Source organism: Kribbella sp. NPDC020701 (assembly GCF_055562215.1).
This window is the reverse complement of sequence record NZ_JBVHFT010000010.1, coordinates 1-25,111: the sequence shown is the minus strand read 5'-3', so window position 1 is coordinate 25,111 and position 25,111 is coordinate 1. Positions and strand designations below refer to the sequence as shown.

The following is a 25,111-nucleotide window of genomic DNA, read 5'->3' as shown; positions in this document are numbered from 1 at the left end:
CCCGGCTGACCTGCGCTTTGGTATTGACCCAGGCAAACCGCTGTCCTACGTTGTCAGCGACGGAAAACGTGTGCGGTATTTCCGCCCTCCGAAAGGCATCGCCATGCCCGAACCACTGCCCGCCACCCGCGGCGGGCACTATGTCCCGCAGCGCGCGCCGCTGCGGCCGGTCCCGTTCCAGAAGCTTCCGCCCGGCGCGATCGAACCGCGCGGCTGGCTGGCGCGACAGCTCGAGCTCCAGGTCGACGGCCTCTGTGGCCGGTACGACGAGATCTCGGACTTCCTGGTCTACGACACCAACGGCTGGGTCGATCCCGCTCAGGGCGCCTGGGAGGAGCTGCCGTACTGGCTCCGCGGCTTCGGCGATCTCGGGTACGTCACCGGCAACACCGGCGTACTGACCCGGACGCAGCGCTGGATCGACGGCATCCTCGCCACCCAGGCTCCGGACGGTTGGTTCGGCCCGGATCGCCTGCGGACCTCGTTGGAGAACGGTCCGGACTTCTGGCCCGGGATGCCGCTGCTGGCCGCGTTCCGGTCCTGGTACGAGTACTCCGGTGACGAGCGGGTCGTGCCGTTCATGACGAAGTACCTGCAGTTCCAGAACACGCAACCCGCCGAGGTCTTCAACCGCTCCTGGGGTGCCTTCCGCTGGGGCGACAACATCGACAGCGCGTACTGGTTGTACAACCGCACCGGCGACCAGTGGCTGCTCGACCTGGTGACCAAGATGCACACGGGCTCGGCCGACTACACCACCGGCATTCCCAACTGGCACAACGTCAACCTGGCGCAGGGATTCCGGGAGCCACTGCAGTACTGGCTCTTGGACGGCGACGAGAAGTACCGCGCCGCGACGTACCGGAACTATGCGACCGTGATGGGACTCTACGGTCAGTTCCCGGGCGGTGGCTTCGCCGGGGACGAGAACTCACGGCCCGGGTTCGGTGACCCGCGGCAGGGGTTCGAGACCTGCGGGATCGTCGAGCTGATGCACAGCTGCGAACTGCTGACCCGGTTCACTGGTGACACGGCCTGGACGGACCGGTGTGAGGAGCTGGCGTTCAACTCGCTGCCGGCGTCGTACGACCCGCGCCAGCAGGTGATGCACTACATCACCTGCGCCAACAGCGTGCAGCTTGACGACCGGCCGAAGCACGGGCAGTTCGAGAACGGCTTCGCCATGCAGGCCTACAAGTACGGCGTCCATCAGTACCGGTGCTGTCCGCACAACTACGGCATGGGCTGGCCGTACTACGCGCAGGAGCTCTGGCTGGCTACCACGGACAACGGACTGGCGGCGTCGATGTACGCCGCGAGCAAGGTGACCGCGCGCGTGGGCGCGGGTGCGGGGGAGACGGTCAGCATTGTGCAGGACACGGAGTACCCGTTCTCCGACGCGATCGCGTTCACTCTGCAGGCTGCGCGCAGTACTCGATTCCCCTTCTATCTAAGGCTTCCCGGCTGGGCTCACGACTTCTCGGTGACGGTGAACTCGGAGCGGGTGCGGGCCCGGGCCGAGGGTGGATGGATCAAGCTCGACCGAACCTGGCGGCCGGGTGATCGCGTGGAGCTGGTACTGCCGATGCGGACCACCACTCGGGTGTGGACGGACAACCAGGACTCGATCTCCGTGGACCGCGGTCCGTTGACGTACTCACTGGCGATCGACGAACGGTACGAGCGGATCGGCGGGACCGACGCCTGGCCAGAGCTGGCCGTCTACCCGGAATCCCCTTGGAACTATGGCCTCCTGGCCGGCGCGCAGTTCGACGTCGTACGGCGTGATGCCGAGCCGGGAGCGGATCCGTTCACCCCAGCGGGTGTGCCGCTCGCTCTGACCACCAAGGCTCGGCGGATCCCGGAGTGGGAGACCGACACCGAGGATGTAGTCGGACTGCTGCAGCCAAGCCCGGCCCGATCGGACGAGCCGGTCGAGACGATCACACTGATCCCGATGGGTGCCGCACGACTTCGGATCACGTCATTTCCGCAGGTATCCGAAGACGGCGAGCAGTGGGTCCGCCGTTGAGAACACCAGCCGCACTGCGCCCGACATACTCGGGAGACTTGCTGCAGTTGGACATCAACTAGCCTGGGGGGCGTGGAGGCTAGGTTGCGGGTGGCGGCGGGGGCGGATGGGGCGGCGATCGCGGAGTTGGCGCGGGCCTCGGTCCGGGAGGTGTTCCCGGCGTACTACGACGACGTGCAGACCGCTAGCGCCGCTGAACACATCACCACCTTGGACACCGCGTTGATCGACGACGGGACCTACTACGTGTACGAGGCGGCCGGTGAGATCGTCGCGTGTGGTGGGTGGAGCCGGCGGAACAAGCTGTTCAACGCCAGTACGGCGGGAGCCGACGGACGGCTCCTGGACCCGGCGACCGAGCCGGCCAGGATCCGTGCGATGTTCGTCCGCGCGGACTGGACCCGGCGTGGACTCGGCCGGGCGATCCTGACCGCCTGTGTGGACGCGGCCCAGGCCGAGGGGTTCACCCAGCTCGCACTGATGGCCACACTGCCCGGCGTACCGCTCTACAAGGCTTTCGGCTTCACCGAGGTGGAGTCCGTCGAACTACCCATGCCCGACGGCGTCGTCCTCGGCGGCGTCGCCATGGAACGCCCAATAGATCTCGAGGAGAAAGCATGACCGCAGGCACCGCCGTCGCTGCCCCCGACGGGACCGAGGTCGTCCTCGGCGAGATCGGGACCCGGGTGCTGCTGAAGAACTCCCGCGTCCGCGTCTGGGAGGTGTCACTGGCGCCAGGCGAGGCTCAGGGCTGGCACCTGCACCACAACCCGTACGTCGTCCTCTGCCTGTCCACGTCTCCATGTCACATGGACTGGCTGGATGGCAGTCCGGCCCGGCACCTGAGCGAGACCGTCGGTGGTTCGGTCTATCGTCCGGTGTCGCCGGTACACATGCTGACCAACGACGGCGATGCGCTGTACCTCAACCGGCTGATCGAGGTGCTCGACCTGGGTGAGGAGGCCTCCGGCGACCCACACTTCACGGTCGCGGGCGTCCCCGCCGAGGCCGGCTTCGAGCAGGTCGGCGAGATCCCGGCCAAGGTCGTCGTCGACGAGGACGACGTACGCGTCCAGCACGTCACTCCGGACGCGGGCGAGTCCTACACCTGGCACACCGGCGCCTACCCGGCCCTCGTCGTCGACCTTGACCTGGATCACCCGGCCGTCACCTACCTCGAGCCCGGCGAGACCTACACCCTCCCCGCCAAGCCCGAACGCACCTCCGGGTTCAACTTGGTCGAGCTGCGCTACTACAGCAAGCCGCGCACCTGAGCAGCGTCCCGTGCCGCCAGCACCGCGGCCGTGTCGACCGCGCTGAGGTCTGCCTGCCGTAGCCGTTCCTTCACCAGTGGGACCTGCGGACCGACCGCGCTGAGCTCGTCCACCCCGAGAGCAGCCAGCAGTACGGCGGCCTGCGGATCGCTGGCGAGGTCACCGCAGACTGCGACGCGGACGCCCGCGTTGCGGACCACGTGGTCGATCAGTTGCAGTACGGCCGGGTCGAGGCCGTCCGCGAGCGGAGCAACCGCGGTGTTGGTACGGTCGGCCGCGGTCGTGTACTGGGTGAGGTCGTTGGTGCCGATGCTGACGAAGTCCAGCCCGGCGGCGAGCGTACCGATCCGGAGCGCGGCCGCCGGGACCTCGACCATGATGCCGACCTCCAGGCCGGTCCGGTCGCCGAGCTCGTCCAAAGCCCACGCGACCTCGTCGGCCGTCGTCACCATCGGGAACATGACATGCACCGGTGTTTCGGCGGCAACCCGCCGTACTGCTTGGAGTTGATCGCGGAGCAGCTCCGGACGGCGCCGGAAGACCCGGAGCCCGCGCTCGCCGAGAAACGGGTTCGCCTCCTGAGCCTGCGGCAGGAACGGCAGCGGCTTGTCGCCACCGATGTCCCAGGTCCGGATCGTGATCGGCTTCCCGGCCAGGGCTCGCGCGATCGCCCGGAAGACGTCGACCTGTTCATCCACGGTCGGCGCGGTCCGCCGATCGCCGAACAGCACCTCGGTCCGCACCAGCCCGGATCCGTCGGCCCCTCGCGCATCCACGGCGTCCTGGACGACGCCGACGTTGACGAGCACCTCGATCGTTCGCCCGTCCACGGTCGTCGCCGGCTCATCGGCCCGCGCCAGCGCCTGTTCGCGTTCCCCCTGCCGCTCGGCGATCGTCGCCCGTACGGAGTCCTCGTCCGGTGCGACCTGGAACGACCCGACTCGCGCGTCGAACGCGACCATCGCCCCCGCCGGTACGTCGATATCCCCGATCCCGGTGATCAACGGGATCCCGCGCGACCGCGCCACGATCACCCCGTGCCCGGTCGTCCCGGCCGCCCGTACGGCGATCCCGTCGATCCGCGTCGCATCCAGAGTCGCCGCAGTCGCGGCATCCAACTCGGCCACGACGAGGATGCCGCCGGCCGATGTGTCCGCGGTCCGATCTCCGGTGAGAGCCCGAAGAACCCGATCACGAATAGCCCGGACGTCCTGGGCCCGTTCCCGCTGATAGGCATCGTCCAGCCCCTCGAAAGCTGCCGCCAGCTCGTCGTAGGTCTGTTTCCATGCGACGGGCGCGGGCGCACCCGCGGTGATCGCCGCACGGATCGACTCGAGCGGCGTGCGATCGTTCAGCAGCGCGAGATGCGCCTCGAAGATGCCGCCGTGCTCGGGGTTGGCGTCGCGGAGTTGCTGGAGCTCGGCACCTGTCTCGGCCAGGGCGGCGTCGAGCCGGCCCAGCTCGTCGTCCCCGGCAACGTAGTCGCCGAGCTCGACCGCCACGCCGGCGATCACCGCCGGCCCGATCGCCACATCCAGCCCGGACCCGCCAGGGGCCGACACACCGGCGGCCAGAGGCGGCTCGGCGGCGTCGCCGAAGTTGTCGGCGGCGAGCTTGGTGATCGCCTCCAGCACCTCGGCAGCCTGCGGCCCGCTGGCGCCGACCAGCAATCGGTGCCCCAGCTGGGCATTCAGCGTCGCCACCATGCTCAGGCTTCCGGCATCGGCCGGCCCACGCCCGGTATCGAGGTCCGTGATGGTGACCGTCGCGTCGAAGGAGTTGACGAGGCCGACCAGTCGGGCCGCCGGACGTGCATGCAAGCCGTGTTCGTTGCCGACGACAACTTCCACCATCTGATCGGTCGCGGCCACCACCCCGGGCTCAACAGCCCCGGCGTCACCCAGGTGATCCTTCTTACCGGCCAGCCCGCGTTCGGCCTCGGCAGCGACGGCGTCCAGCAAGGCACCGGTCGACGCGGTCACCACCGCGGCGACCAGGCCCTCGACCAGCGGAGCGCTCGACAACCGCACCCGCTCAGCCGCGTCGGGATCGACGAACTCCAAGGCCAGCTCCGCACTCAGTACGGCGCTCCCGAGGTCGAGCAGAACCAGGACCCCGTCCGGGCTGTCGGCGGTCGTGATCGCCTCGGAGACCGCCATCGCGTCCGTGCCGAACGTGGTCTCGTCCAGCCCGGCCGCGATCGCGATCACCGGTCGCTTGTCCTCGGCAACCATCTCCGAGGCCAGCCCGACCGCCGCCACAGCCAGCGCGTGGCTGTGGGACACCACCACGATCCCGATCATGCGAGCGTGCGAGCAGCCGACTCCAGCAGCAGTGTGGTGCTCGTGGCGCCCGGATCCTGGTGACCCGCGCTGCGTTCACCGAGGTAGCTCGCGCGACCCTTCCGCGCCACCAGTGGCACGGTCGCGTCGCGGCCCTTGGCGGCTGCCTCGGCGGCCGCAGTCAGGGCACCGGCGAGATCCGATTCGCCCGCGACGGCGGCGTCGTACGCGTCCAGGGCCGGTGCCCAGGCGTCGTACATCGTCTTGTCGCCGAGCTCGGCCTTACCGCGCTGGAGGATCCCGCCGACACCGGCCCGGAAGGCCGCGCCGATCGTCGCCGGGGTCAGGTCGGCGCCGGCCAGCGCGGTCCCGAAGCGGAGGAAGAACGTGCCGTACAACGGCCCGCTCGCTCCGCCGACCTTGCTGACCAGCGTCATCCCGGCCTTCTTCATCAGCTCGTCGACCGCCGCGAAGCTGGTCTCGTCCAGCACCGCGACCACCGCCTGGAACCCACGGTCCATGTTGGCGCCGTGGTCCGCGTCGCCGATCGCCGAGTCCAGCTCGGTCAGGTACGCCGCGTTGTCGTGCAGCACCACCGCGGCGTCACGCAGCCAGTTGACGAAGTTGTCTACTCCCATGCTCACGCGCCCCAGCGCAGGCCGGGGGTGTTCACCGGTGCGTCCCAGAGACGTACCAGTTCGTCGTCCACCTTGAGGAGGGTGACCGAGCAGCCGGCCATCTCCAGCGAGGTGATGTAGTTGCCGACCAGCGAGCGGGCCACGGTGATGCCGGCCCGGTCGAGCAGTTGGGCCACCTCGTTGTACATGAGGTAGAGCTCGATTAGCGGTGTACCGCCCATGCCGTTGACGAAGGCAATGACCGAATCGCCTTGCTGGTAAGGCAGATCGGACACCACCGGGTCCACGAGCATGGCGGCGATGTCGCGCGCCGGTGCCAAGGGCAACCGTTGCCGGCCGGGCTCGCCGTGGATGCCGATGCCGACCTCCATCTCGTTCTCGGCCAGCTCGAACGTCGGCTTGCCCGCCGCCGGGACGGTGCACGACGTCAGCGCCATGCCCATGCTGCGACCGTTGTCGTTGACCTTCTTCGCCAGGTCCGCGACCTCCTGCAGCGGACGGCCCTCTTCGGCGGCCGCGCCGACGATCTTCTCCAGCAGCACAGTCACACCGACGCCGCGGCGGCCGGCCGTGTACAGGCTGTCCTGGACGGCGACATCGTCGTTGGTCACGACCGACAGCACTTCGGTACCGGCGTCGGCGGCAGCCAGCTCGGCGGCCATCTCGAAGTTCATCACGTCGCCGGTGTAGTTCTTCACGATGTGCAGTACGCCGGCGCCCGCGTCGACCGCCTTGGTCGCCGCCATCATCTGGTCCGGCACCGGCGAGGTGAACACCTCACCCGCACAGGCCGCGTCCAGCATCCCGAGTCCGACGAACCCGCCGTGCATCGGTTCGTGCCCGGACCCACCACCGGAGATCAGTCCCACCTTGCCCGACCTCGGCGCGTCTTTGCGGTACACGATCCGGTTCTCGTGATCCACCCGCAACCGATCCGGATGCGCTGCTTCCATCCCCCGCAGCGCCTCACTCACAACATCACCAGGTTCGTTGATGAGCTTCTTCATGACCCCATCTGAGCACACGCCCGCCGCCTACGGGAGGGGCTCCACCGCCGAAAGCAGCGGGATCGACCGAATCGATCGGCTCACCGTGAGCAAAACGGCTCCCAGGGTGAGCAATCCACCGAAGATCAGCAGCGCCCAGCGGGCACCGAGGGTCGCGAGCAGGAGACCGCCGACGAACGGTGCCAGCGGGTTCGTGCTGGTCGCCAGGAAGACGAAGGCACTCTGGACCCGGCCCTGCAGGTTGTCCGGGGTGATCAGCATCTGATAACCGAACAGGCCGGAGTTCAGCGCGGGCAGCAGGAACATCGCGAGAGCGAGCAGGACCACCAGTGCGGCCGGAAGCACGGTGAAGGCGGTCATGGTGAAGGTGAGGGCGATGACCCAGCCGGCCACGATCGTGATGCTGCCGGTGGTGAGCCTGGCCAGCAGCTTCGGCGCCGCGACAGAGCCAAGCAGACCGCCCACCCCGATGCCGGTCTCCAGCAACCCGATGACGGAGGCCCGGACGCCGTGCTGCTGCAGGTTGAGGATCAGGACGAGCAGGGTGCCGGTGGCCGCGAAGTTGAAGACCGTTGCGACCACGGCGTTCGTCCGCAGCGCCGGCTGCCGCAGCATCCAGGTCAGCCCGGACCGGATCGCCCCCAGCATCGGCTCGTGCGCGTCGCCGTCGGGCTTCGCCGCCGGGAGCGGCCGGCGGATCGTCGCCAGCAGGCCCGTCATCACCAGGTAGGAGAGTGCGTCCACCGCGATCGGGACGACCCGGCCGACCGAGTAGAGCAGGCCACCGAGCGGCGCTCCGGTCAGCGACGCGATGTACTGCCGCCCGTGGGTGGCCGCCAGGGCGGTGCCGATCTCCTCAGGCTCGACGATCTGCCGCAGCGCGGCGTTCTCCGCCGGCATGAAGAAGGAATAGCCGGCTCCACTGATCAGGCTGACCACCGCGAGGTGTGGGAGCGTCAGCCGGTCCAGCCAGCCGGCGACTGCGACCGAGCCGTACAGGACGGTCCCGGTCAGGCTGTAGCCGATCAGAATCTTGCGCCGGCTCAGCCGGTCGACCAGGGCTCCGGCCGGCAGCGCCATCACCGTGCCGCCGAGGGCACCCGCCGTACCGACGAGGCCTGCTTGGACCGGGGAGCCGGAGATGGCCATGGCGAGCAGGGTGAAGACGAAGGTGCTCATCGCCGAGCCGAGCGAGTTGATCGTCTGACCGCTCAGCAGTTTCAGGTAGTCCCCGTTGCGCAGCAGCCCCCCGCTCGACATGTCCGCGAGCGTATTACCGGACCGGGCCAGTTCTCAGGCCCGCGCGCGGGTCAGTCTTTGGGGCGCAGCAGCGGGCGGACGACCTCGCGGGCGTCGTGGATGCGCGATTTCACCGTGCCCAGCGGTGCGCCGACCTCGGCCGCGATCTCCTCGTAGGACAGGCCGTAGACGTCACGCAGGACGAGAGGGGTGACCATCTGGGGACGGTCGCGTTCGAGGGTTTCGAGGGCTTCGAGGAGGTCCAGCCGGGTGCCGGCGATGACGCTGGTGGTCCGGGGGTCCGGCCTCTCCATCGTCTCCGGGTTGTGCGCGGCCTGGGCGGTGCGCTTCAGCTTGCGGTAGGTCGAGCGGGCCGAGTTCGCCGCGACCGAGTGGACCCAGGTGGAGAAGCTGCTCCGGCCGGAGTACGTATTGATCTTGGTGGCGATGTTGAGCAGGGCCTCCTGGGCCGCGTCCTCGGCGTCCGCGGAGTACGGCAGCACACTGCGGCAGATCCGCAGGACGCGCGGATGGACCAGCCGGAGCAGGTCGTCCATCGCGTGTTTGTCGCCCGCCTGGGCCCGCTCAGCCAGGGCTCCGAGGTCGTCGTTCGGGCTGCTGCTCTCGCTCATCTGCGCCTTTGCTGTCATCGGCCCCCAACGGAGGGACTCTTCGTAATCCATAATGCCTTGTATGGGGGTCCCAACCAGGCTCGGCCGCTACGCCGTGCGCCGACGCCTGGGCTCAGGCGGTTTCGCTACGGTGTGGCTTGCTCACGACGAGCAATTGGACGCCGAAGTGGCGATCAAGGTGCTCGCGGACAACTGGGCCCACGACGAGGCGGTCCGGGGCCGGTTCCTGGAGGAGGGCCGGTTCCTGCGCCGGGTGGAGTCCGAGCATGTCGTCCAGGTCCACGACGTCGGCGAGCTCGAGGACGGCCGCCCGTTTCTCGTGCTCACGTACGCCGATCGCGGCACGCTGGCCGACCGGTTGAAGAAGGAACCCCTCCCGCTGGCCGAGGCCGTCGACGTGGTCGTCCAGGTCGGCCGCGGCCTGCAGGCACTCCACCGGCGCGGTTTGCTGCACCGTGACGTGAAGCCGGCGAACGTTCTGTTCCGCAGTACGGTCGACGACGGCGTGCGTGCTGTCCTGTCCGACCTCGGTCTGGGCAAGGCGATCGACGAAGTGTCGCGAATCACAATGCCCGGCGGCACCCCGTCGTACGTCGCGCCCGAACAGGCGCTGGGGGAGCGGCTGGACGAGCGCGCCGACCAGTACTCGCTCGGCGCTGTCGCGTACGCCGCTCTGACCGGGCGGTCACCGCATCAGGTCGACGGTCTGGGCGCGGCTAGCCGGGTGAAGGCGGCGCCGCCGCCGAGTTCGCTCGGGTTCGAGCTGCCGGACCTGGTCGACGCGGCGATCGTCCGCGCACTCGACCCGGACCGGGAGCAGCGCTGGCCGGACGTCCAGTCGTTCACCCGTGAGCTCGTCGGCGCGCTCGACGAGACCACGCACGACTTCCCGCTCTCGCTCCGCGCGACGATCGTCGTACCTCCGGCACTGGAGGAGGGCGAGAAGACCGCCCTCAGCGACGAGAACCAGCCGACCATCGTGAAGACGGCCGCTCCTGAGACGGATGCGACGACGGCCGGCAGCGCCGCTGTCGCCGCTCTCTCTGAAGCAGTTGCCGGTGCGGCGGAGTCGCTGGCCCGGGAGGAGACGGCCGATGTGCAGCCGCCGACCCCGCGGAAGCGACGGCGTGGCCGCTGGGTGATTGCCGCCGTCCTCGCGCTGATCGTGGGCGGCGGCGCCGGTTTCGAGGGTCAGCGCTACCTGGCCGGGCGTGAACTGGTCCCGGTCGAGTACGGCGGGATCTCGCTGACCCTCCCGCGTGGGTGGACGAACTCGGTGGCCGACTCCGAGTGGCAGCCGCCAGGCAGCGCCAAGTCGTACCCGGCGCTCCGGGTCAGCCAGAACGCACATTGGTCGACGGACACCCCGGGTGTCTTCGTCGGCGTCACGGACGCGCGGGACGTCAAGCTCGCGCTGGTCTCCAGTCCGCAGTTCAGCTGCAACACTCTGGGGGATCCGGCCCCGTCCACGGTCGAAGGGCAGACGGTGACGGATCAGGTTTCCAACGGCTGCGGGGACGGCGGCGCTATGCTCTTCCAGCGAGTCGTGGACACGGGGACCGCCGGCTCGATGCTCATCCAGGTCCTGCTGCCGAAAAACGATCCCGACCGCGCCCGCGAGATCGCGTCATCGGTCCGGTACAACGGCGGATGAGCACCGGCCCAGTTGTCGAGCGCTTGAGGTATCCCTGGTGCGTATCCCGACCGAACGGCTCCGCCCGTCTCCGGCCCTGATCCAGTCCGCCCGGCGGCGTTTCTACCGCCTCCGCTCCACCATCTTCCGCGCCATCTGGCCGACCGACTGACGTCCAACGTGAGCAGCTCGACAGGACGTATACCTCCACCACGAGCGGGACGCCGGTCGCGTGAGCGTGCGTCGGCCCGACAAACACAGACACGTCCTGTCGAAATGCACACGCCGCGAGGATCCAGGCTGAGTTAGATGGTCTGCCAGGTGGTGGTGAGGGCTAGTAGCCAGAGGCCGCCTCCGGCCGGGCACCGGCAACTGGGCGAGCTCGTTGAGCTGGGTCAGGTCGTCGAGTCGTCGCGGACGGCCGAGTCGCCGGCGTGATCCAGGACATCCTCCAGGGCGGGCAGGTCCTGGGGGAGGCCGGTGGCCGCGATCTCGAAGGTGCACTGGCCGTCGTCGTTGGCCACCCAGCGGACGAGCACGTAGCGGACCGAGTTGTCCGGTACGTAGGTGTAGACGAGCGTCGCGTCACCGGTGTCCGGATCGATGGTCTGGGACTTGATCGACAGCATCTGGTTCGCGGGGACCACGCGGAGCTGAGTGATCCTTGCGGCCATCGACGCGGACGGCGGCCGGCTGATGGTGAACCCTGCCTCGATCCGCAGCCAGCGCTTGCCGGTCGGGTCGGTGTACCGGCCGATCTTCGGCGGATCCGGCTGCGTGAAACTCCAGTTCGACGGCACCCGCACGCTGACTCTCGAGCGCACCGCGCTCGTCGCCGTGAACTGGCGGGTCTTGTAGTACAGGTCGTCGGCGTTCAGTGGCTTGCTGTCGTCCGGAACGATCTTCTTCGGTGGTGGAGTCGGCGACGGGTTCACCGAAGGCGACGCCGTCGACGGACTGACGCTCCCGAGCGGAGCCGGCGTACCTGTCGCGGCAGCCGACTGCTCCGCGGTGGTCAACAGCCCGACGCCGTACCCGCCGGCCCCGCCGATGGCGATCATCGCCACCAGCCCCGAAGCCAGCAGTGCGCCTACAGTCCCCCGACCAGCCACGCCTGCACCTCCCTATTCCAAAGACCCGCAAGACCCCCACCAGGTTGCATCCCCCAGGTAACAATTCCGTGAAAACGGAGTCGTTCAACCGGTTTCGTGGATCGAGCGGGTGGCGTTGAGGAGGACTTCGTCGAGAGCCGGGGCATCCTGGGGGACGCCGGTGATGCTCATCTCGATCGTGGTGAGCCCGTCGTCGCCGGTCGCGATCCAGCGGACGATCACGTAGCGGAGCGTCTTGTTCGGGATATAGGTGTAGATCAGGGTCGAGACCGTCCGGGTCGTGCCGTCGTCGCCCTCGATCTGGTCGTCGGCCTGGCTGACGATGCGGACGTCGTTCTCCGGCTCCTGGCTCTGCTTCAGGTCGACGACGAGCTTCGCGCTGGCCTCGGCCGGGGTCCGGGTCGCGGGTTCGTCCGCCTCGACCCGTACGCCGCGCTCCCGCAACTTGTCCAGGAACTTGACCTCGCCCGGGGCCGCCGGATCCCTGGTCAGGCGCCAGCCGTCCGGTGTCTGGATCGACAGCTGCACCGAGGGCTGGCCCTTCGGGGTGACCGTGAAGGTGTGGCGCTCGTAGTCCAGCCCGGTCTCCAGGGCGGCGAGGTTGCTCGGCACCGGGGTCTTGACCGGCAGCGCCGGCTCGGACGGTGACACCTCGCCGAGGGGTGCCGCGTTACCCGAAGGGGTGGCGGAGGGCGTGTCGAAGCGGTCGCCGGTGAAGTAGCCGCCGGTGACGCCGAGAGCGACGGCCAGCAGGAGCAGGCCGGTCAGGAGGAGCCGTTTCACCCGAGCACCGGTCCAGGATCACGCCGGGAGCCCATGGTCGGACCGCCGGTCCGCAGCACGGCGTACGGCGCGCTGGCAGTGGCGGTCGTGGGCATGACGACATCTTCTCAGGCGAGGCGGGCAGGGTCCCAAAGTCGGGGTCAACGGCTTTCACACCGTGTCGGACTGAATCCTTTCAACGAGGTCTTGACACCCTCCCGGGCCGTCCGTAGCGTCCCGCGTGTCAAAAGTAACACGATCTTGCGGTTACTTCACATTCTCCAGCGGTATCTCAGCGCTGGACGCTCAGGAGGATCCATGGCACTCGAACAGTCCGTCAGCCGAAGGCGGCTCCTCCAGCTGATGGGCGGCGCCGCCGCGGTCGGCACGCTGGCAGCTTGCGGCGGCGGGAACGGCGGCTCGTCCTCGTCCGGCGGCACGCTGAAGGTGATCGGCGCCGGCAGCCAGGAGGCCGGCCTGCGCAAGGCGCTCGACGACTACAAGAAGGCGCACTCCGACTTCGACTTCAACCTCTCGTTCTCGCCCGCCGACCAGTTGCAGACCGCCCTCCGCGCGCAGCTCGCGGCCGGCAACGCACCCGACCTGCACGCGGTCTACCCGGGCAACGGCAGTGCGATGTCGATGGTCCAGCTGAGCAAGGCCAACCTGCTCGCCGACCTCAGCAGCCAGTCCTGGACGCAGAAGATCCCGACCGGCTTCAAGGGCGCCTTCCAGCAGGACGGCAAGACGTTCATCTTCTCGCCCGGCACCAGTGTGCTCGGCGCGATCTACAACAAGAAGGCGTTCGCGACCGCTGGCGTCGAGATTCCGGCCACCTGGTCCGAGCTGCTCTCGGTCTGCGACAAGCTGAAGAAGAAGGGCATCGTCCCGATCGCCCTCGGCGCGCAGACGCCGTGGGTCACCCAGCTGATCGACTACGCGCTGGTCCCGGGCACGGTCTACGCCAAGACGCCCGACTTCGACGACAAGATGATCGCCGGCAGCGCGTCCTTCGCGGACTCCGGCTGGGCCGACGCGATGGACAAGTACCTGGAGCTGCAGAAGAAGGGTTTCTTCAACGACAACCCGAACGGTACGACGTACGAGCAGGCCACCTCGATGGTCGGCACCGGCAAGGCTGCGATGGCCATCCAGGTCTCCGCCGTCCTGCAGGCGTTCCGGGCGGCAGCGCCGTCGCCGGACGACCTCGGCATGTTCCCGTTCCCGGCCACGGATGTTGCCGCCGACAACTGGATTCCCGGCGGCGTCGTGGTCGGCATCGCGGTCAGTGCGAAGAGCAAGAAGGCCGAGCAGGCGAAGAAGTTCATCGAGTACTGCGGCCGGCCGGAGGTCGTGAACGCGTGGGCCGAGGCGGTGGCGTGCGTACCGGTGTACTCCGACGGTGACGCGAAGGTCGACCCGGTCCTCACCTCCTTCCTGCCCTACCTGAAGGACAACAAGGCGGTCCCGTTCATGGACCAGCGCTGGCCGAACGCCGAAGTCCAGCCCACCCACTTCGCCGTCGTCCAGGAACTCCTCGGCGGAAAGACCACAGTCCAGGGTGCCCTGAAGAAGATGGACGAGGCCTACCGGAAGAGCGCATGACGATCACTGCACAGGCGGTACGCCGCGACGCCGTGAAAGTATCGCGGCGTCGCGGGGGCGGCATCACCCCGCCGTGGTTGTTCGCCGTTCCGGCGCTCCTCGTCTACGCGCTGGTGATGCTCTATCCGAGCATCGTCGGGGCGGGGTCGGCGTTCACGGACTGGTCCGGGGTCGGTGACGCGCGGTCGTTCGTCGGGATCGACAACTTCAAGCAGTTGTTCTCCGATGACCAGGCGCTCGGGGCGTTGCGGAACACGTTGCTGCTCACGGTGGCGATCGTGGTCGTGCAGAACGGGATCGGGTTGCTGCTGGCACTCGGCGTACACACCGGGATCAAGAGCCGGATGGTTCTGCGGGTGATCTTCTTCGCGCCGGTCGTGGTCAGTCCGGTGATGGTGTCGTTCTTGTGGAAGTACGTCTACAACCCGGCGCCGGACGCCGGCCTCAACGCCGCCCTGAACGCGATCGGCCTCGGCTCGTTGCGGCAGGACTGGCTGGGGAACCCGTCGCTGGCGATCTGGTCTGTCGCGTTCACGGTGATCTGGCAGTGCGCCGGGTACTCGATGGTGATCTTCCTGGCCGGGCTCGAAGGCGTGCCGGCCGAGCTGCACGAGTCCGCGATGGTGGACGGTGCGGGGACGGTCGCGCGGTTCCGGCACATCACCTGGCCGCTGCTTGCTCCGGCGGTGACGATCAACGTGATGCTGTCGACGGTGGGCGGGCTGACGCTGTTCACCCAGATCATCGCGATGACCAATGGCGGGCCTGGGTACGCGACGGACACCTTGTCGACGGTGCTGTACAAACAGGCCTTTGTCTTCGGGAAGTTCGGCTACAGCACGGCGGTCGCCCTGGTACTCGCGATCTTCGTCGCGGCGGTGTCGTTCATCCAGATCGGGTACCTGCGCTCGAGGGAGACGTCGGCATGAGGACCGGATACCGTCCCCGCACGCTGGTCCGCGAGATCGTGATGATCGCGGTCGCGGTCGCGTTCCTGTTCCCGGTGTACGCCCTGGTGACGCTCGCCTTCAAGGATCCGGGACAGATCGCGAACAAGCCGCTGTCGCTCCCGAACCCGCCGTCGGTCGGTAGCTTTTCGGAGGCCTGGCAGTCGGCGTCACTCGGGTCGGCGCTACTCAACAGCACGCTGATCACGGTGTCGAGTGTGCTCATCCTGATCGTGCTCGGATCGCTCGCGGCGTACTTCCTGGCCCGGACCGCGTCCCGGCTGAGCTACAGCCTGTACATCCTGTTCCTGGTCGGCATCATCCTGCCGTTCCAGCTCGGGATGATCCCGCTCTACCAGCTGGTCAACGACCTGGGTCTGCTCGGGACGTACCAGGGCATGATCCTGTTCTACACAGGGATCCAGCTGCCGTTCACCGTGTTCCTCTACACCGGGTTCATCCGGTCGTTGCCGGCCGACTACACCAACGCGGCGTTGATCGACGGCGCCTCGCACCTGCAGGCCTTCGGCTACGTGATCTTCCCGCTGCTGCGGCCGATCACCGGCACCGTGCTGATCCTCAACGCGGTCCACATCTGGAACGACTTCTTCACCCCGCTGCTGTACCTCGGCGGTTCCGGCCGGGAGACCGTGCCGGTCAGAGTGTTTGCCTTTGTCAATGAATACACCTCCGACTACGGACTGGTCGCCGCCGGCCTGGTCCTCGCGGCGCTGCCGATCCTGCTGGTCTTCCTGGTCCTCCAGCGGTACGTCATTCGCGGCTTCTCCAGCGGCCTGAAGGGATAACTGTGCCTCTCCCCGCTCGCCTGGCGACGGTTCTGTCCGATCCGCCCAGGGAGTTCTCGCCGGTGCCCATCTGGTGGTGGAGCGGCGAACCGCTCGACCCTGCGCGGTTGCGCTGGCAGTTGGAACGGTTCGTCGAGGGCGGCGTGTACCAACTCGTCGTCCTCAATCTGGCGCCGGCCGGCACCGACCACGGCTGCGACGCGGACGATCCGCCGTTCTTCTCGGAGCTGTGGTGGGAGATCTTCCTCGGGGTCTGCGACGACGCCGAGGAGCTCGGTGTCTCGCTGTGGTTCTACGACCAGCTCGGGTTCTCGGGCGCGGACATCCAGGCTCGGCTGGTGGCCCGGCAGCCGGCCTTCGCCGGGCGCCGGATCCAGCGGCTCACCATCACCGGGACGGGCCAGCTGGTACTGCGTTGTCCCGCCGGAGGTCGTGCGATCGCGGCCTTGCTGGAACCGGTGGACGGCGGTACGCCGCTGTCGGTGACGACTGCCTCCGATCGGGCCGAGTGCGACGCGCTGATGGAGTCGCGGCTGTCGTTGTTCTACGAGACCGATCACGGCTTCGACTACCTCAGTACGTCGGCCTGCGAGGCGCTGCTGGATCAGGTGCACGGCGAGTTCGAGCGGCGTCTCGGGGATCGACTCGGCCGCGTGGTCGTCGGGTCGTTCCAGGACGAGTTGCCGTCGGTGCCCACGTGGTCTGCGGACTTCGCGGACCGGTTCTCCGCGCGGTACGGGTACGACCTGCGCGACCGACTCGGTGCCCTGTGGGATCTCGACGTACCCGATGGGCAGCGGGTGCGGCGCGACTATCACGCGCTGCGGGCCTCGCTGGCCGAAGAGGCGTTCTTCCGGCCGTTGCACGAGTGGCACGACAAGCACGGGCTCGTTGTCGGCTGTGATCAGCAGGACCCGGCGCGGGCCGGGCGCCCGGTCGAAGGCGTCCAGTTGTACGCCGACTATGCCCGGACGCACCGGTGGTTCAGTGCTCCAGGCTCCGATCATCACGGCGATGCGCGGATCCACTCGTCCCTGGCCCATCTGTACGAGCGCCCGCGGACGTGGATCGAAGCATTCCACTCCACCGGGTGGGGCGGCACGCTGGAGGAGACCTTCGACTGGTTGCTCCCGTGGCTGCGGACCGGGGCCACGCTCTACAACCCACATGCCGTCTACTACTCGACGCGGGCCGGTTGGTGGGAGTGGGCGCCACCGTCGACGGACTGGCGTCAGCCATACTGGCGGCACCACAAGTCGTTCGCCGATGCGGTGACGCGGCTGTGCGCGGCCCTGTCGCTGGGTCGGCACGTGTGCGATGTCGCCGTACTGTTCCCGAATGCGACGGCGCAGGCGGATCAGACGCTCGATGGTCCGGGGCCGGCCGCGGTGCGGGCGCAGGAGGTATACCGGGAGCTGATCGGGGACGCGACCTGGTTCGCGCCGGTGCCCGGCGTACTGGATCGCGCGCGGATCGACGCCGACGTGATCGACGACGACTCCCTCGCCGGCGCCGAGGTGGGGGACGGGCTGTTCATCGCGGACGAGATCTACCGCGCGATCGTGTTGCCTGAGGCAACTGTGCTCGAGGATGCGGTGCTCGACCGGCTGGCCGAGTTCGTGGTGGCCGGTGGCCTGGTTGTTGCTGTTGGCACCGTTCCGGCCGGATTGCCGGACGGCGTCGTGACGGTCGCGTCGGCGGAGGACGTCCCGGAGGCGCTCGGTCGGCTGCAGCGACGGGTGGAGGCCGACGTACCCGTGTTGGCGCGGGCCGTCGACGACGCGCTGGTTGTCTTCGTCACACCGACGGAGTGGAGCGCGACCGAGATCGCCGGTCCGCCGGTCGGGCGAGGAATCAGTCACGAGTGGGCGAGCGTGGGGTACAGCTTCGATCCGCAGCACTATCGCCGTGAGGTCGTCCTCCGCGTGCGGGACGTGCCAGGCCCACCGCTGCTTGCGGATCCGTTCGGTGGCGAGCCCCGGCCGCTGGCAGCGAGGACTGTCGGTGACCTGACCGAGGTCGTGGTCCCGTTCGACGCGGGTCCCGCGGCGCTGGTGGTGTTCGCCCCAGGCAACCAGGAGGCCACAGAGTCCGAGCCGGTGGTCTGGCAGTCGGAGCGGCTGGAGGGTGACTGGGACGCGGCCCTGATCCCGACCCTCGACAACAGCTGGGGCGACTTCGCCTGGCCGGCCTCGGCGCCTTCGGCGGACGTCGTGGTCGAGCGTTGGGCGCTGGAGCATCGCGTCGAAGGCTCGGAGGACTGGCAGCCCGCCCACGCCACCTTCGGCCCGCACGGCCTGATCGACGGCCGGCCGGTTGAGTACTCCGACCGGCTGGGGATCCACAAGGACCCCATTCACCACCACGCCCTCGGCCCGAAGGGTCACGTCCCCGAGGACTTCCTGGACTTCGGCACCGTCGAGGCCGGCCGGACCGTGAAGTTCACCGCATCCTTCGAACTGGCCGCCGATCTGGACACCACGGTTGTCGTCGGTGCTCCGGCGGCCAAGGAGGTGCTGATCGACGGCCGACCGCTGCCGATCTCCGACGAAGGCGGCCATTTCGGTGCGGCTCCCGCCGTACTCGCGGTCGGCACGCATGAGCTCGAGCTGCGGCTGACTCCGTCCGAGGAACTGCGCCTCCGGGCGAACGTCGCCTTCGTCCGCGATACCGGGGCATATCGACGTCCCGACTGGATCGCGGTCGCGGAGCCGCCCGCGCCCGGAACGACGATCCACTTCACCACTACCGTCGTACCGGCCGATTGCACCGAGCTGACCCTGACTGCCTGGGGCTCGGCCCGGCTGCTGGTCAACGGGCAAGAGGTCGGCCGCCAGGGTGGCTTCCTGCCGTACGAACGCACGACTCCGCGCGTACGCCGGTACGACGCCGCAGCCGCGCTGCACCCAGGAGAGAACACCGTCACGATCGAGGTCACCCAGCCGACGCCGATCCTGGTCGACGGCCTGGTCATCTCGGACCACGACTGGCAGGCGGTGATCGACGGCAATCCGGTGCCGACCGTACGACGCCGTCCCCAGCACCGCGCGCTCGCCGACCTCTACCTGACCCGGCGCCCACACCCGCTCCCCGGGGCTGCCTGGCTCGACGGTACGTCGATCGACACGGTCGAGCCCGTCACCTTCGCCGTACCCAGGTCGGAGACCGAACGCATCGAGCACCTGCGCTTCGACCTCCCGCCAGGCACCAACCGTCTCGAACTGGATGTCGTCGGCGAAGCGGTTCTCGTTGTCGACGGCAATCAACTCGCTACCGGTTCGGGCTACCTCGAGACACCCGTCCCGACCGGCTCACGCGTCGGGGTGCTGACCCTCCTGACCGAACCAGGCTTCGAATCCGGCGCCGCCCTCACCGGCCCGATCCGGGTGTACGTCGGCCATGGTCGTCTTGCCGTGGGCAACTGGGAAGACCAGGGGCTGTCCGAGTACTCCGGTGGTGTTCGCTATTCCCGTGAGATCGACTTCCCCGAAGCCGGCGCGTTGCGGCTGGACCTCGGGCGGGTCCGCGGAACTGCCGAAGTACTTGTCGACGGCATCAGCCAGGGCGTCCGGTTCTGTGCGCCGTACGTCTATGACGTACCGCCCGGGAAGCACACCCTGTCCATCGAGGTCTTCAACACCGCCGCCCCCTACCTGGACGCGGTCAGCCCCACCCACTTCGTTTTCCCGGGCCAGAAGGAATCCGGCCTCTTCGGCCCGGTGATTCTCCGGCGTGGCTGAGGGTCAGTAGACCTCGATGCGGTCCAGGCTGATCACGGTGTTGCTGGAGGCAGGGTTCTTGTCGCCGGTGACGCGGACCGTCAAGGTGTGGGCGCCATTCGCGAGGGTTGGGCTGATGTACATCAGTTGCTCGCCGACACGGATGGAGCTGTAGTAGTCGACGCGTTGTTCGGGACCGCCATCGATCGAGATCGCGGCGATCCCGTTGCCGACGTCCGCGACGCTGAGGAGGGCTGCCTTGCTGCCGGTGAAGTGGATGGTGGCGGTCGCGTTGACCGCGTTGCTCCAGTGGTCGTTGCCCCAGAAGCACTGGTTGCCACAACCGGATCCGGAGCTCCAAGCACCGGCGTACGAGACCGTTGTGTCGGTGTCGTTGATCCAGTAGTTGGTGGAGCCGGGGTCGCCCGAGGGCAGGTCCTGGGTGGCGCCGGCGGCCAACGGCCTCCCCAGGTTGGGCGTGCCGTCGGCGTTCCAGGCGACCTTCTGGACGCGGGCGGTGCGGAACGCGTACGTGTAGGTGCTGGTGTTCTTGCCGTGGTACGCGATCCAGTCCTCGGTGCCGTCGGGGGACTTGAAGAACGAGTGGTGGCCAGGACCCCAGACCCCGGTGTCGTCGTTGCGGGACAAGATCGGGCCGGGGTGCTGGACCCAGTTCGACGCGACCATCGGGTCGGCGCCGTTCTCGATGCTCTTCATCCACAGCTGGTAGTCCGGCTTGCCGGTGTCACACGTCGAATAGGTGAGGAACGTACGCGCGGCGCCGTACAGCGGGGTGGGTCCCTCGCGGACCTCGGTGCAGCCACCGTCCGCCGGGATCGCTACCCGCGCGCCGGTCGACGTCCACGGGTCGCTCATCCGGACGATGTACAGCTGGGCCGGTCCGCCCTGACCACGGCCGGGGCCGGTCCAGACGAAGTACTGCTGGCCGTTCACGGTGATCGGCTCGCCGTCGATGGCGTACTCACCGAAGTCCGCGGTCTTCGCCTTGAAGTGGTACGGGCCGAGCGGGTCGTCGCCGGAGGACTCGAGCACGTACATCCGGTGGTTGGCGTCGACGCCGTCGGAGGCCGTGTAGTAGATGTACCAGCGGCCGCCGACGTGACGGAACGCCGGCGCCCACATCTGTGTGTTGCGGCTGGTGTCGGAGTCCCGCCACACCACCTGCTCGGGCTGCACCAGCAGTGTCGCCAGGCTCGGCGAGGACCAGATCCCGATCCGGTCGCCGCGGGTGGTCGCGACGTAGTACTTGCCGCCGTAGTACATCAGCGACGGATCCGCGGAAGGGTTCACCGGATTCCGGAAGGTCTGCGACACAGCCGCTCTCTCCTGGGGTTCGACGGCACGTGAGACGCCGGCGGGTGCAGCGCTCAGCAGTACGGCGAGCATCGTGCAGAGGACGGGGCGGACGAACCTCATGGCGCACCTCTCGAAACCTGGGGGGCGGACCGGTCTCGCTGTTGTTCTATTCCATCTTTACCATCGTTGTAAACCCTTCACACCAGGATCGAAACCGGAGCCGGAACCGGCACCTCGCGGCGGGCGTCGTACCGCACATGAAGCTGAAGGTGCGGGTCGTGCACTACCGCTGTCAGCGGCACGACTGCTGGTACGCCGACATCGACGACGCGGACGATCGTCAGCCGGACGACCCGTTCTGGTACGCCGACGGCTGCCGCACTCAGGCTGAAGCGATCTCGCTGGCGTGCACCCAGCTCGTCGCGCTCGACCAAGCGATTGCCGCGGGCACTCTTCCGTGCCGGATCAGCGAGTCCCGCACCGCGGCCGCCTAGGTCAAGGCTCGGCAACTACCGCGGCGCAGACCTGGCCGCGTGCACCCCGCGGGCGGCATCCTGGGGCGATGCTCGGGGAATCGGACGGCACGACAGGCAACGCCACGATCGAGCAGATCGGCCGGCGCCGGACCTTCACCACAACTCTCCAACTCGCGATCATTCTCGCGGTCGTCCAATGGCCGATGCGTGCCGCGGTGCACGACGCGGCCGGCTCCGCGTTCGATTGTGAGGTGCCCGGCCGGCTCTCGCTGCTGGTCGACGCGATGTTCATCATGGCCTACGTCTACGCGGCGTTCCGGGCCTACAAGTACGTCAAGTTCCTCAACCGCCAATCCTTGCTCAATCGTCAATCCTGGGAAGGGATCGCGGTGGTCGGGTCGTGGCTGGTCTTCGGCGCGGCCGTTCTCGACATCGTCGAAGACGTCTGGCTGTGGAGCGAGTTCGGCGCGTCGACGGGCCCGTGCGCGGATCTCTCGACCGGCTGGTTCACCTGGCTGATGCGGGCGGTCGGTTTGGCGGGAGCGCTCGTACTCGCGGTCTGCTTGTTCGCGACGAGTCGCCTCGGCCAGCGGAAGCTGTACGGCGTCCGGCTCGACCCACCGGCGACGTTCAAGCGGCCCATGGACGACGGCAAGGATACCGGGCGGCTCGTGATCACGTGCTCGGGCGGCGGCATCCGGTCCGCGTCGTTCTGTCTCGGCGCGTTGCAACTCCTGCGGGAGCGAGGCCTGTACGACAAGGCGTCGACGGTGATCGGGGTCAGCGGTGGCGGCTACATGGCCGCCGCGTTCCACGTACTCCGGCGGACCTGCACCGACCCGTTCTCACCCGGCTCGCCGGAGCTGGCGAGGCTCCGCCGGCAGACCCGCTACCTGCTGTCCGGCGGCCGCGCGATGTTCCGCGCGGCGTTGTCGGTGTTGTTCGGTCTGAGCGTCAACCTGTTGCTGATCGGGATCATGCTGCGCGCGATCGCCTGGGTGCTTGGCTGGTTCCTGGCCGACCAGAAGGTGATCGTGCCCGTGGGCACCGAGATCCGGGTCGACTGGCGGCCGAACGACTCCTGGTTCTTCGTCGGCCTGTCGGCGTTCCTGCTCGCGGTCAGCGCCGCGATGTTCGTGATCGAGAAGGTCTGGGATCGCTGGGCCCGGATGCCCGACGTCGTCCGGACGGTCCTGACCACGGTCGGGACCGTCACCCTCCGGTACGGCGTACCCGTCGCGGTCCTCCTCCTCGGCGTACCGGGAGGCCTTTATCTGCTGGGGAAGCTGCCCGGTGACTCCTCCGATCAGCCGAGTCTCCCGTCCGCGTTGCTGGCGTTGGTCGATCCAACGAAGCAGGGCCTGGCCTCGTTCAGTGCACTGGTCGTCGTCCTGATCGGGCTCGGTAAGTCGGTGTGGAACGGGCTCGCGGTCGAGGGCAAGTCGGCGCCCGGCCTGCGCGCGCGGCTGCTCGCGTTCGCGCGGACCAAGCTCGCGCCCTGGGTCGGCAGCACGATCATCGTGGTTGCCGCGGGCATCGTGCTGCTGCGGTGGACCGGCGGCTACGCGACCGATCGTTCCTATCAGGAGGACTGGAACGTCGCGTTGGTCCTGGCCGCGATCGCCGTGGCGATCAAGGTGCTCACCGACGCGAACCGGACCTCGCTGCACTCGTTCTACCGCGAGCGGTTGTCGCGGGCGTTCCTGGTGACGCGCAAGGACAACGGTGCCGCGGTCGCGCTCGACTACCACTTGCGGCTGCGGTACTCGGACTGGGCGAAGCCGGTCAATGGTGGTCCGCAGCTCGTCATCGCCGGCGTCGCGAACGTCGACGATCCCGACTTCGTGCCGACCGAGCGCGACTGTGTCCCGTTCATCTTCGATGCCGAGCAGATCGGGATCGTGGGGGACCGGTCGCTGCCCGACGGCGGCCGGCGTACGACCGACGATTACGAGCGCGAGGCCGACATGCTGAAGCGGGAGGTGACCGTGCCGGCGGCGATGGCGATCAGCGGCGCGGCGCTCAGTCCGCTCACCGGCCGGGTCAATGGACGGACCAGGCCGGTGCGGCTGCTGCTCGCCGTACTGAACGCCCGCCTCGGCGTGTGGTTGCCGAACCCGTACTGGAACAACCGCGCCGAGCCCGCGTTCCCCGACGTACACGGGTTCGTGCCGAAGCTCCGGCGGTACGTCGGCAGCGTGATCGACAAGCCTGGTCCGTACCGGCTGCTGCACGAGGCGGTCGGGTCGCCGTCGATGTACGAACGGCGGATCTACGTCACCGACGGCGGTCACTACGACAACCTCGGGCTGGTCGAGGCGCTGCGCCGCAAGCCCGCCCAGGTGATCGTGATCGACGCCTCGAACGACGCCGAGGACAGGTTCACCGCACTGGCCGAGGCGATCGCGACCGCGCGGATGGACCACGGGATCCAGATCGACATCGACCCGGCGCCGATGGTCCGCGGGTCGAAGCCGCGCGCGGACCGGGCCTGGGCGTACGGACTCGCGACCCATCCGCTGAAGGAGGGCGAGGAGAAGCCGTACAAGACCGAGATCTTCTTCGTGAAGGCGATGCTGGCCGGTCACCTCGAATGGGACCTCGAGCAATACGCCGTGGAGCACTCGGACTTCCCGCGCCGGACCACCGGCGACCAGTTCTACGACGAGTGGGACTTCGAGGCCTACCGGGCCCTCGGCTACAGCCTCGCCCAATCCCTCACCGACCACCACCGGGTCCACGACCGCCTCTGGGACGTGCCGTAGGCAACAGTCTGGAAAGGCCCTGCTCCTGTGGATAACTCCGCAGATCTGTGGACAAGGCAACGAAAGTTGTGGACAAGGCAGCTGATGCTGGTGCCGATGCACGTGCAGTCCGCCTGGTGAGCGGGTGGTTGCCGGGACTCGAGGCCGGTGGTCTGATTAGTGGCCGTGTGCAGGGCGAAACTTTACGAAGATTTGCCGTGACGTCCGGCGCGCCAGGTCGTTGATCTGTCAGAGAGTTCGCGAGCAGCGGATCGCTGGGGCAGATCTTGCTGGGGAATCTGGGGAAGGGACCGCCCGTGCACCGATTCAACTCACCACCTGACTGGCCCGAGCCGCCGACCGACAGCTGGCGTCCGCCGGTCGGCTGGGAGCCCGACCCCGCGTGGCCGGACGCTCCGGCCGGCTGGGGTTTCTGGGTCAACCGCAGTGGTCGCCCGTCCAGCGGCCCGATCGGTGCCTACGGAGCCATCGACGCCGGCCGCCTCGAGCTGGCCGCCGCCGACCCGTCCCTGGTCCTGATGCACGCCTGACCTCCCACTCCTCGACCTCCCGTCGGTCAGGCGCAGCCGACAGGAGCCCGGCTCCCGCACGCTTCCCAGCTGCGGGAGCCGAGTCACGCCCGCACCTGTCCCAGCGGTAGGAGCCGCGCTGCGTCCGCACGCTTCCCAACTGCGGGAGCCGAGTTGCGTCCGCTCCTCCAGCGGGCCAACTGCGTCCGCGTCTCCGGTGGGGGGCTGGGATCCCCTTGCGGGGCCGTGAACAGGAAATAACGGCTCTTCTGCGGTATGTGTGGGTCCCCTGGAGTGACACCGCACGGTGACCTGACAGGAGACGGTGACCTGGGACGGGTCCGCATCCAGCAGTT

General features: G+C 68.4%; 19 protein-coding genes and 1 pseudogene. 11 read left to right on the top strand and 9 right to left on the bottom strand.

Annotation, left to right across the window (positions count from 1 at the left end):
- The first annotated feature begins 103 nt into the window (after window positions 1-103).
- The 3 genes from ACZ3HV_RS23710 to ACZ3HV_RS23700 all read left to right on the top strand — a co-directional run bounded on the left by ACZ3HV_RS23710 (window position 104) and on the right by ACZ3HV_RS23700 (window position 3,306).
- Window positions 104-2,032 carry a beta-L-arabinofuranosidase domain-containing protein gene (locus ACZ3HV_RS23710; RefSeq protein ID WP_465687155.1) on the top strand — a complete coding sequence of 643 codons (1,929 nt, stop codon included), beginning with the start codon at window positions 104-106 and terminating at the stop codon, window positions 2,030-2,032.
- A 72-nt stretch (window positions 2,033-2,104) separates the two neighbouring features.
- Window positions 2,105-2,653 (top strand): GNAT family N-acetyltransferase, encoded by a 549-nt coding sequence (locus ACZ3HV_RS23705; RefSeq protein ID WP_465687154.1) that lies wholly within the window; start codon window positions 2,105-2,107, stop codon window positions 2,651-2,653.
- On the top strand, window positions 2,650-3,306 hold the full coding sequence (locus tag ACZ3HV_RS23700; protein ID WP_465687153.1) for a cupin domain-containing protein: 657 nt from the start codon (window positions 2,650-2,652) through the stop codon (window positions 3,304-3,306). The genes ACZ3HV_RS23705 and ACZ3HV_RS23700 overlap by 4 nt, the downstream gene beginning before the upstream one ends.
- Here ACZ3HV_RS23700 and ACZ3HV_RS23695 read toward each other — a convergent pair.
- From ACZ3HV_RS23695 to ACZ3HV_RS23670, 6 genes and pseudogenes are all read right to left on the bottom strand, one after another.
- Entirely contained in the window at window positions 3,285-5,159 is a 1,875-nt protein-coding gene (locus ACZ3HV_RS23695) for an HPr family phosphocarrier protein (RefSeq protein WP_465687461.1), read from the bottom strand. The genes ACZ3HV_RS23700 and ACZ3HV_RS23695 overlap by 22 nt on opposite strands.
- Before the next feature lie 39 nt (window positions 5,160-5,198).
- Window positions 5,199-5,609 (bottom strand): annotated as a pseudogene (gene dhaM, locus ACZ3HV_RS23690) (dihydroxyacetone kinase phosphoryl donor subunit DhaM); the annotation flags it as partial.
- The gene (gene dhaL, locus ACZ3HV_RS23685) at window positions 5,606-6,226 is read right to left on the bottom strand and encodes a dihydroxyacetone kinase subunit DhaL (RefSeq protein ID WP_465687460.1); all 621 of its coding nucleotides are present in this window, start codon (window positions 6,224-6,226) and stop codon (window positions 5,606-5,608) included. The pseudogene dhaM and the gene dhaL, both read right to left, overlap by 4 nt.
- A 2-nt stretch (window positions 6,227-6,228) precedes the next feature.
- The gene (dhaK, locus tag ACZ3HV_RS23680; protein WP_465687152.1) at window positions 6,229-7,233 is read right to left on the bottom strand and encodes a dihydroxyacetone kinase subunit DhaK; all 1,005 of its coding nucleotides are present in this window, start codon (window positions 7,231-7,233) and stop codon (window positions 6,229-6,231) included.
- A 27-nt stretch (window positions 7,234-7,260) separates the two neighbouring features.
- Entirely contained in the window at window positions 7,261-8,493 is a 1,233-nt protein-coding gene (locus ACZ3HV_RS23675) for an MFS transporter (RefSeq protein WP_465687151.1), read from the bottom strand.
- 50 nt (window positions 8,494-8,543) lie between these two features.
- Window positions 8,544-9,104: an RNA polymerase sigma factor gene (locus tag ACZ3HV_RS23670; protein WP_465687150.1), complete on the bottom strand. Its 561-nt coding sequence runs from the start codon at window positions 9,102-9,104 to the stop codon at window positions 8,544-8,546.
- Window positions 9,105-9,165: 61 nt separating this feature from the next.
- Here ACZ3HV_RS23670 and ACZ3HV_RS23665 point away from each other — a divergent pair, with 61 nt between their 5' ends.
- On the top strand, window positions 9,166-10,758 hold the full coding sequence (locus tag ACZ3HV_RS23665) for a protein kinase domain-containing protein (RefSeq protein ID WP_465687149.1): 1,593 nt from the start codon (window positions 9,166-9,168) through the stop codon (window positions 10,756-10,758).
- A 374-nt stretch (window positions 10,759-11,132) separates the two neighbouring features.
- Here the strand turns inward: ACZ3HV_RS23665 and ACZ3HV_RS23660 are convergent, their stop codons facing one another.
- On the bottom strand, window positions 11,133-11,849 hold the full coding sequence (locus ACZ3HV_RS23660; RefSeq protein WP_465687148.1) for a hypothetical protein: 717 nt from the start codon (window positions 11,847-11,849) through the stop codon (window positions 11,133-11,135).
- A gap of 84 nt (window positions 11,850-11,933) precedes the next feature.
- On the bottom strand, window positions 11,934-12,632 hold the full coding sequence (locus ACZ3HV_RS23655) for a hypothetical protein (protein WP_465687147.1): 699 nt from the start codon (window positions 12,630-12,632) through the stop codon (window positions 11,934-11,936).
- A 297-nt stretch (window positions 12,633-12,929) separates the two neighbouring features.
- Between ACZ3HV_RS23655 and ACZ3HV_RS23650 the strand changes: the two genes are divergently transcribed.
- The 4 genes from ACZ3HV_RS23650 (at window position 12,930) to ACZ3HV_RS23635 (ending at window position 19,709) form a co-directional block, all read left to right on the top strand.
- Entirely contained in the window at window positions 12,930-14,216 is a 1,287-nt protein-coding gene (locus ACZ3HV_RS23650; protein ID WP_465687146.1) for an ABC transporter substrate-binding protein, read from the top strand.
- The gene (locus ACZ3HV_RS23645; protein WP_360366299.1) at window positions 14,213-15,145 is read left to right on the top strand and encodes a carbohydrate ABC transporter permease; all 933 of its coding nucleotides are present in this window, start codon (window positions 14,213-14,215) and stop codon (window positions 15,143-15,145) included. Before ACZ3HV_RS23650 ends, ACZ3HV_RS23645 begins: the two co-directional genes overlap by 4 nt.
- Window positions 15,142-15,969 carry a carbohydrate ABC transporter permease gene (locus tag ACZ3HV_RS23640; protein ID WP_465687145.1) on the top strand — a complete coding sequence of 276 codons (828 nt, stop codon included), beginning with the start codon at window positions 15,142-15,144 and terminating at the stop codon, window positions 15,967-15,969. Before ACZ3HV_RS23645 ends, ACZ3HV_RS23640 begins: the two co-directional genes overlap by 4 nt.
- A gap of 62 nt (window positions 15,970-16,031) precedes the next feature.
- A complete protein-coding gene (locus tag ACZ3HV_RS23635; protein WP_465687144.1) occupies window positions 16,032-19,709 on the top strand; it encodes a hypothetical protein in 3,678 nt (1,225 codons plus the stop codon).
- Window positions 19,710-19,712: 3 nt separating this feature from the next.
- Here ACZ3HV_RS23635 and ACZ3HV_RS23630 read toward each other — a convergent pair whose 3' ends face one another.
- Window positions 19,713-21,125 carry a glycoside hydrolase family 43 protein gene (locus tag ACZ3HV_RS23630; RefSeq protein ID WP_465687143.1) on the bottom strand — a complete coding sequence of 471 codons (1,413 nt, stop codon included), beginning with the start codon at window positions 21,123-21,125 and terminating at the stop codon, window positions 19,713-19,715.
- 137 nt (window positions 21,126-21,262) lie between these two features.
- Here ACZ3HV_RS23630 and ACZ3HV_RS23625 point away from each other — a divergent pair, with 137 nt between their 5' ends.
- The 3 genes from ACZ3HV_RS23625 to ACZ3HV_RS23615 all read left to right on the top strand — a co-directional run bounded on the left by ACZ3HV_RS23625 (window position 21,263) and on the right by ACZ3HV_RS23615 (window position 24,776).
- Window positions 21,263-21,499 carry a hypothetical protein gene (locus ACZ3HV_RS23625; protein WP_465687142.1) on the top strand — a complete coding sequence of 79 codons (237 nt, stop codon included), beginning with the start codon at window positions 21,263-21,265 and terminating at the stop codon, window positions 21,497-21,499.
- A 68-nt stretch (window positions 21,500-21,567) separates the two neighbouring features.
- Complete coding sequence (locus tag ACZ3HV_RS23620) at window positions 21,568-24,246, top strand: hypothetical protein (RefSeq protein ID WP_465687141.1); 2,679 nt, start codon at window positions 21,568-21,570, stop codon at window positions 24,244-24,246.
- 296 nt (window positions 24,247-24,542) lie between these two features.
- Window positions 24,543-24,776 (top strand): hypothetical protein, encoded by a 234-nt coding sequence (locus ACZ3HV_RS23615; RefSeq protein ID WP_465687140.1) that lies wholly within the window; start codon window positions 24,543-24,545, stop codon window positions 24,774-24,776.
- Window positions 24,777-25,111: the final 335 nt, after the last annotated feature.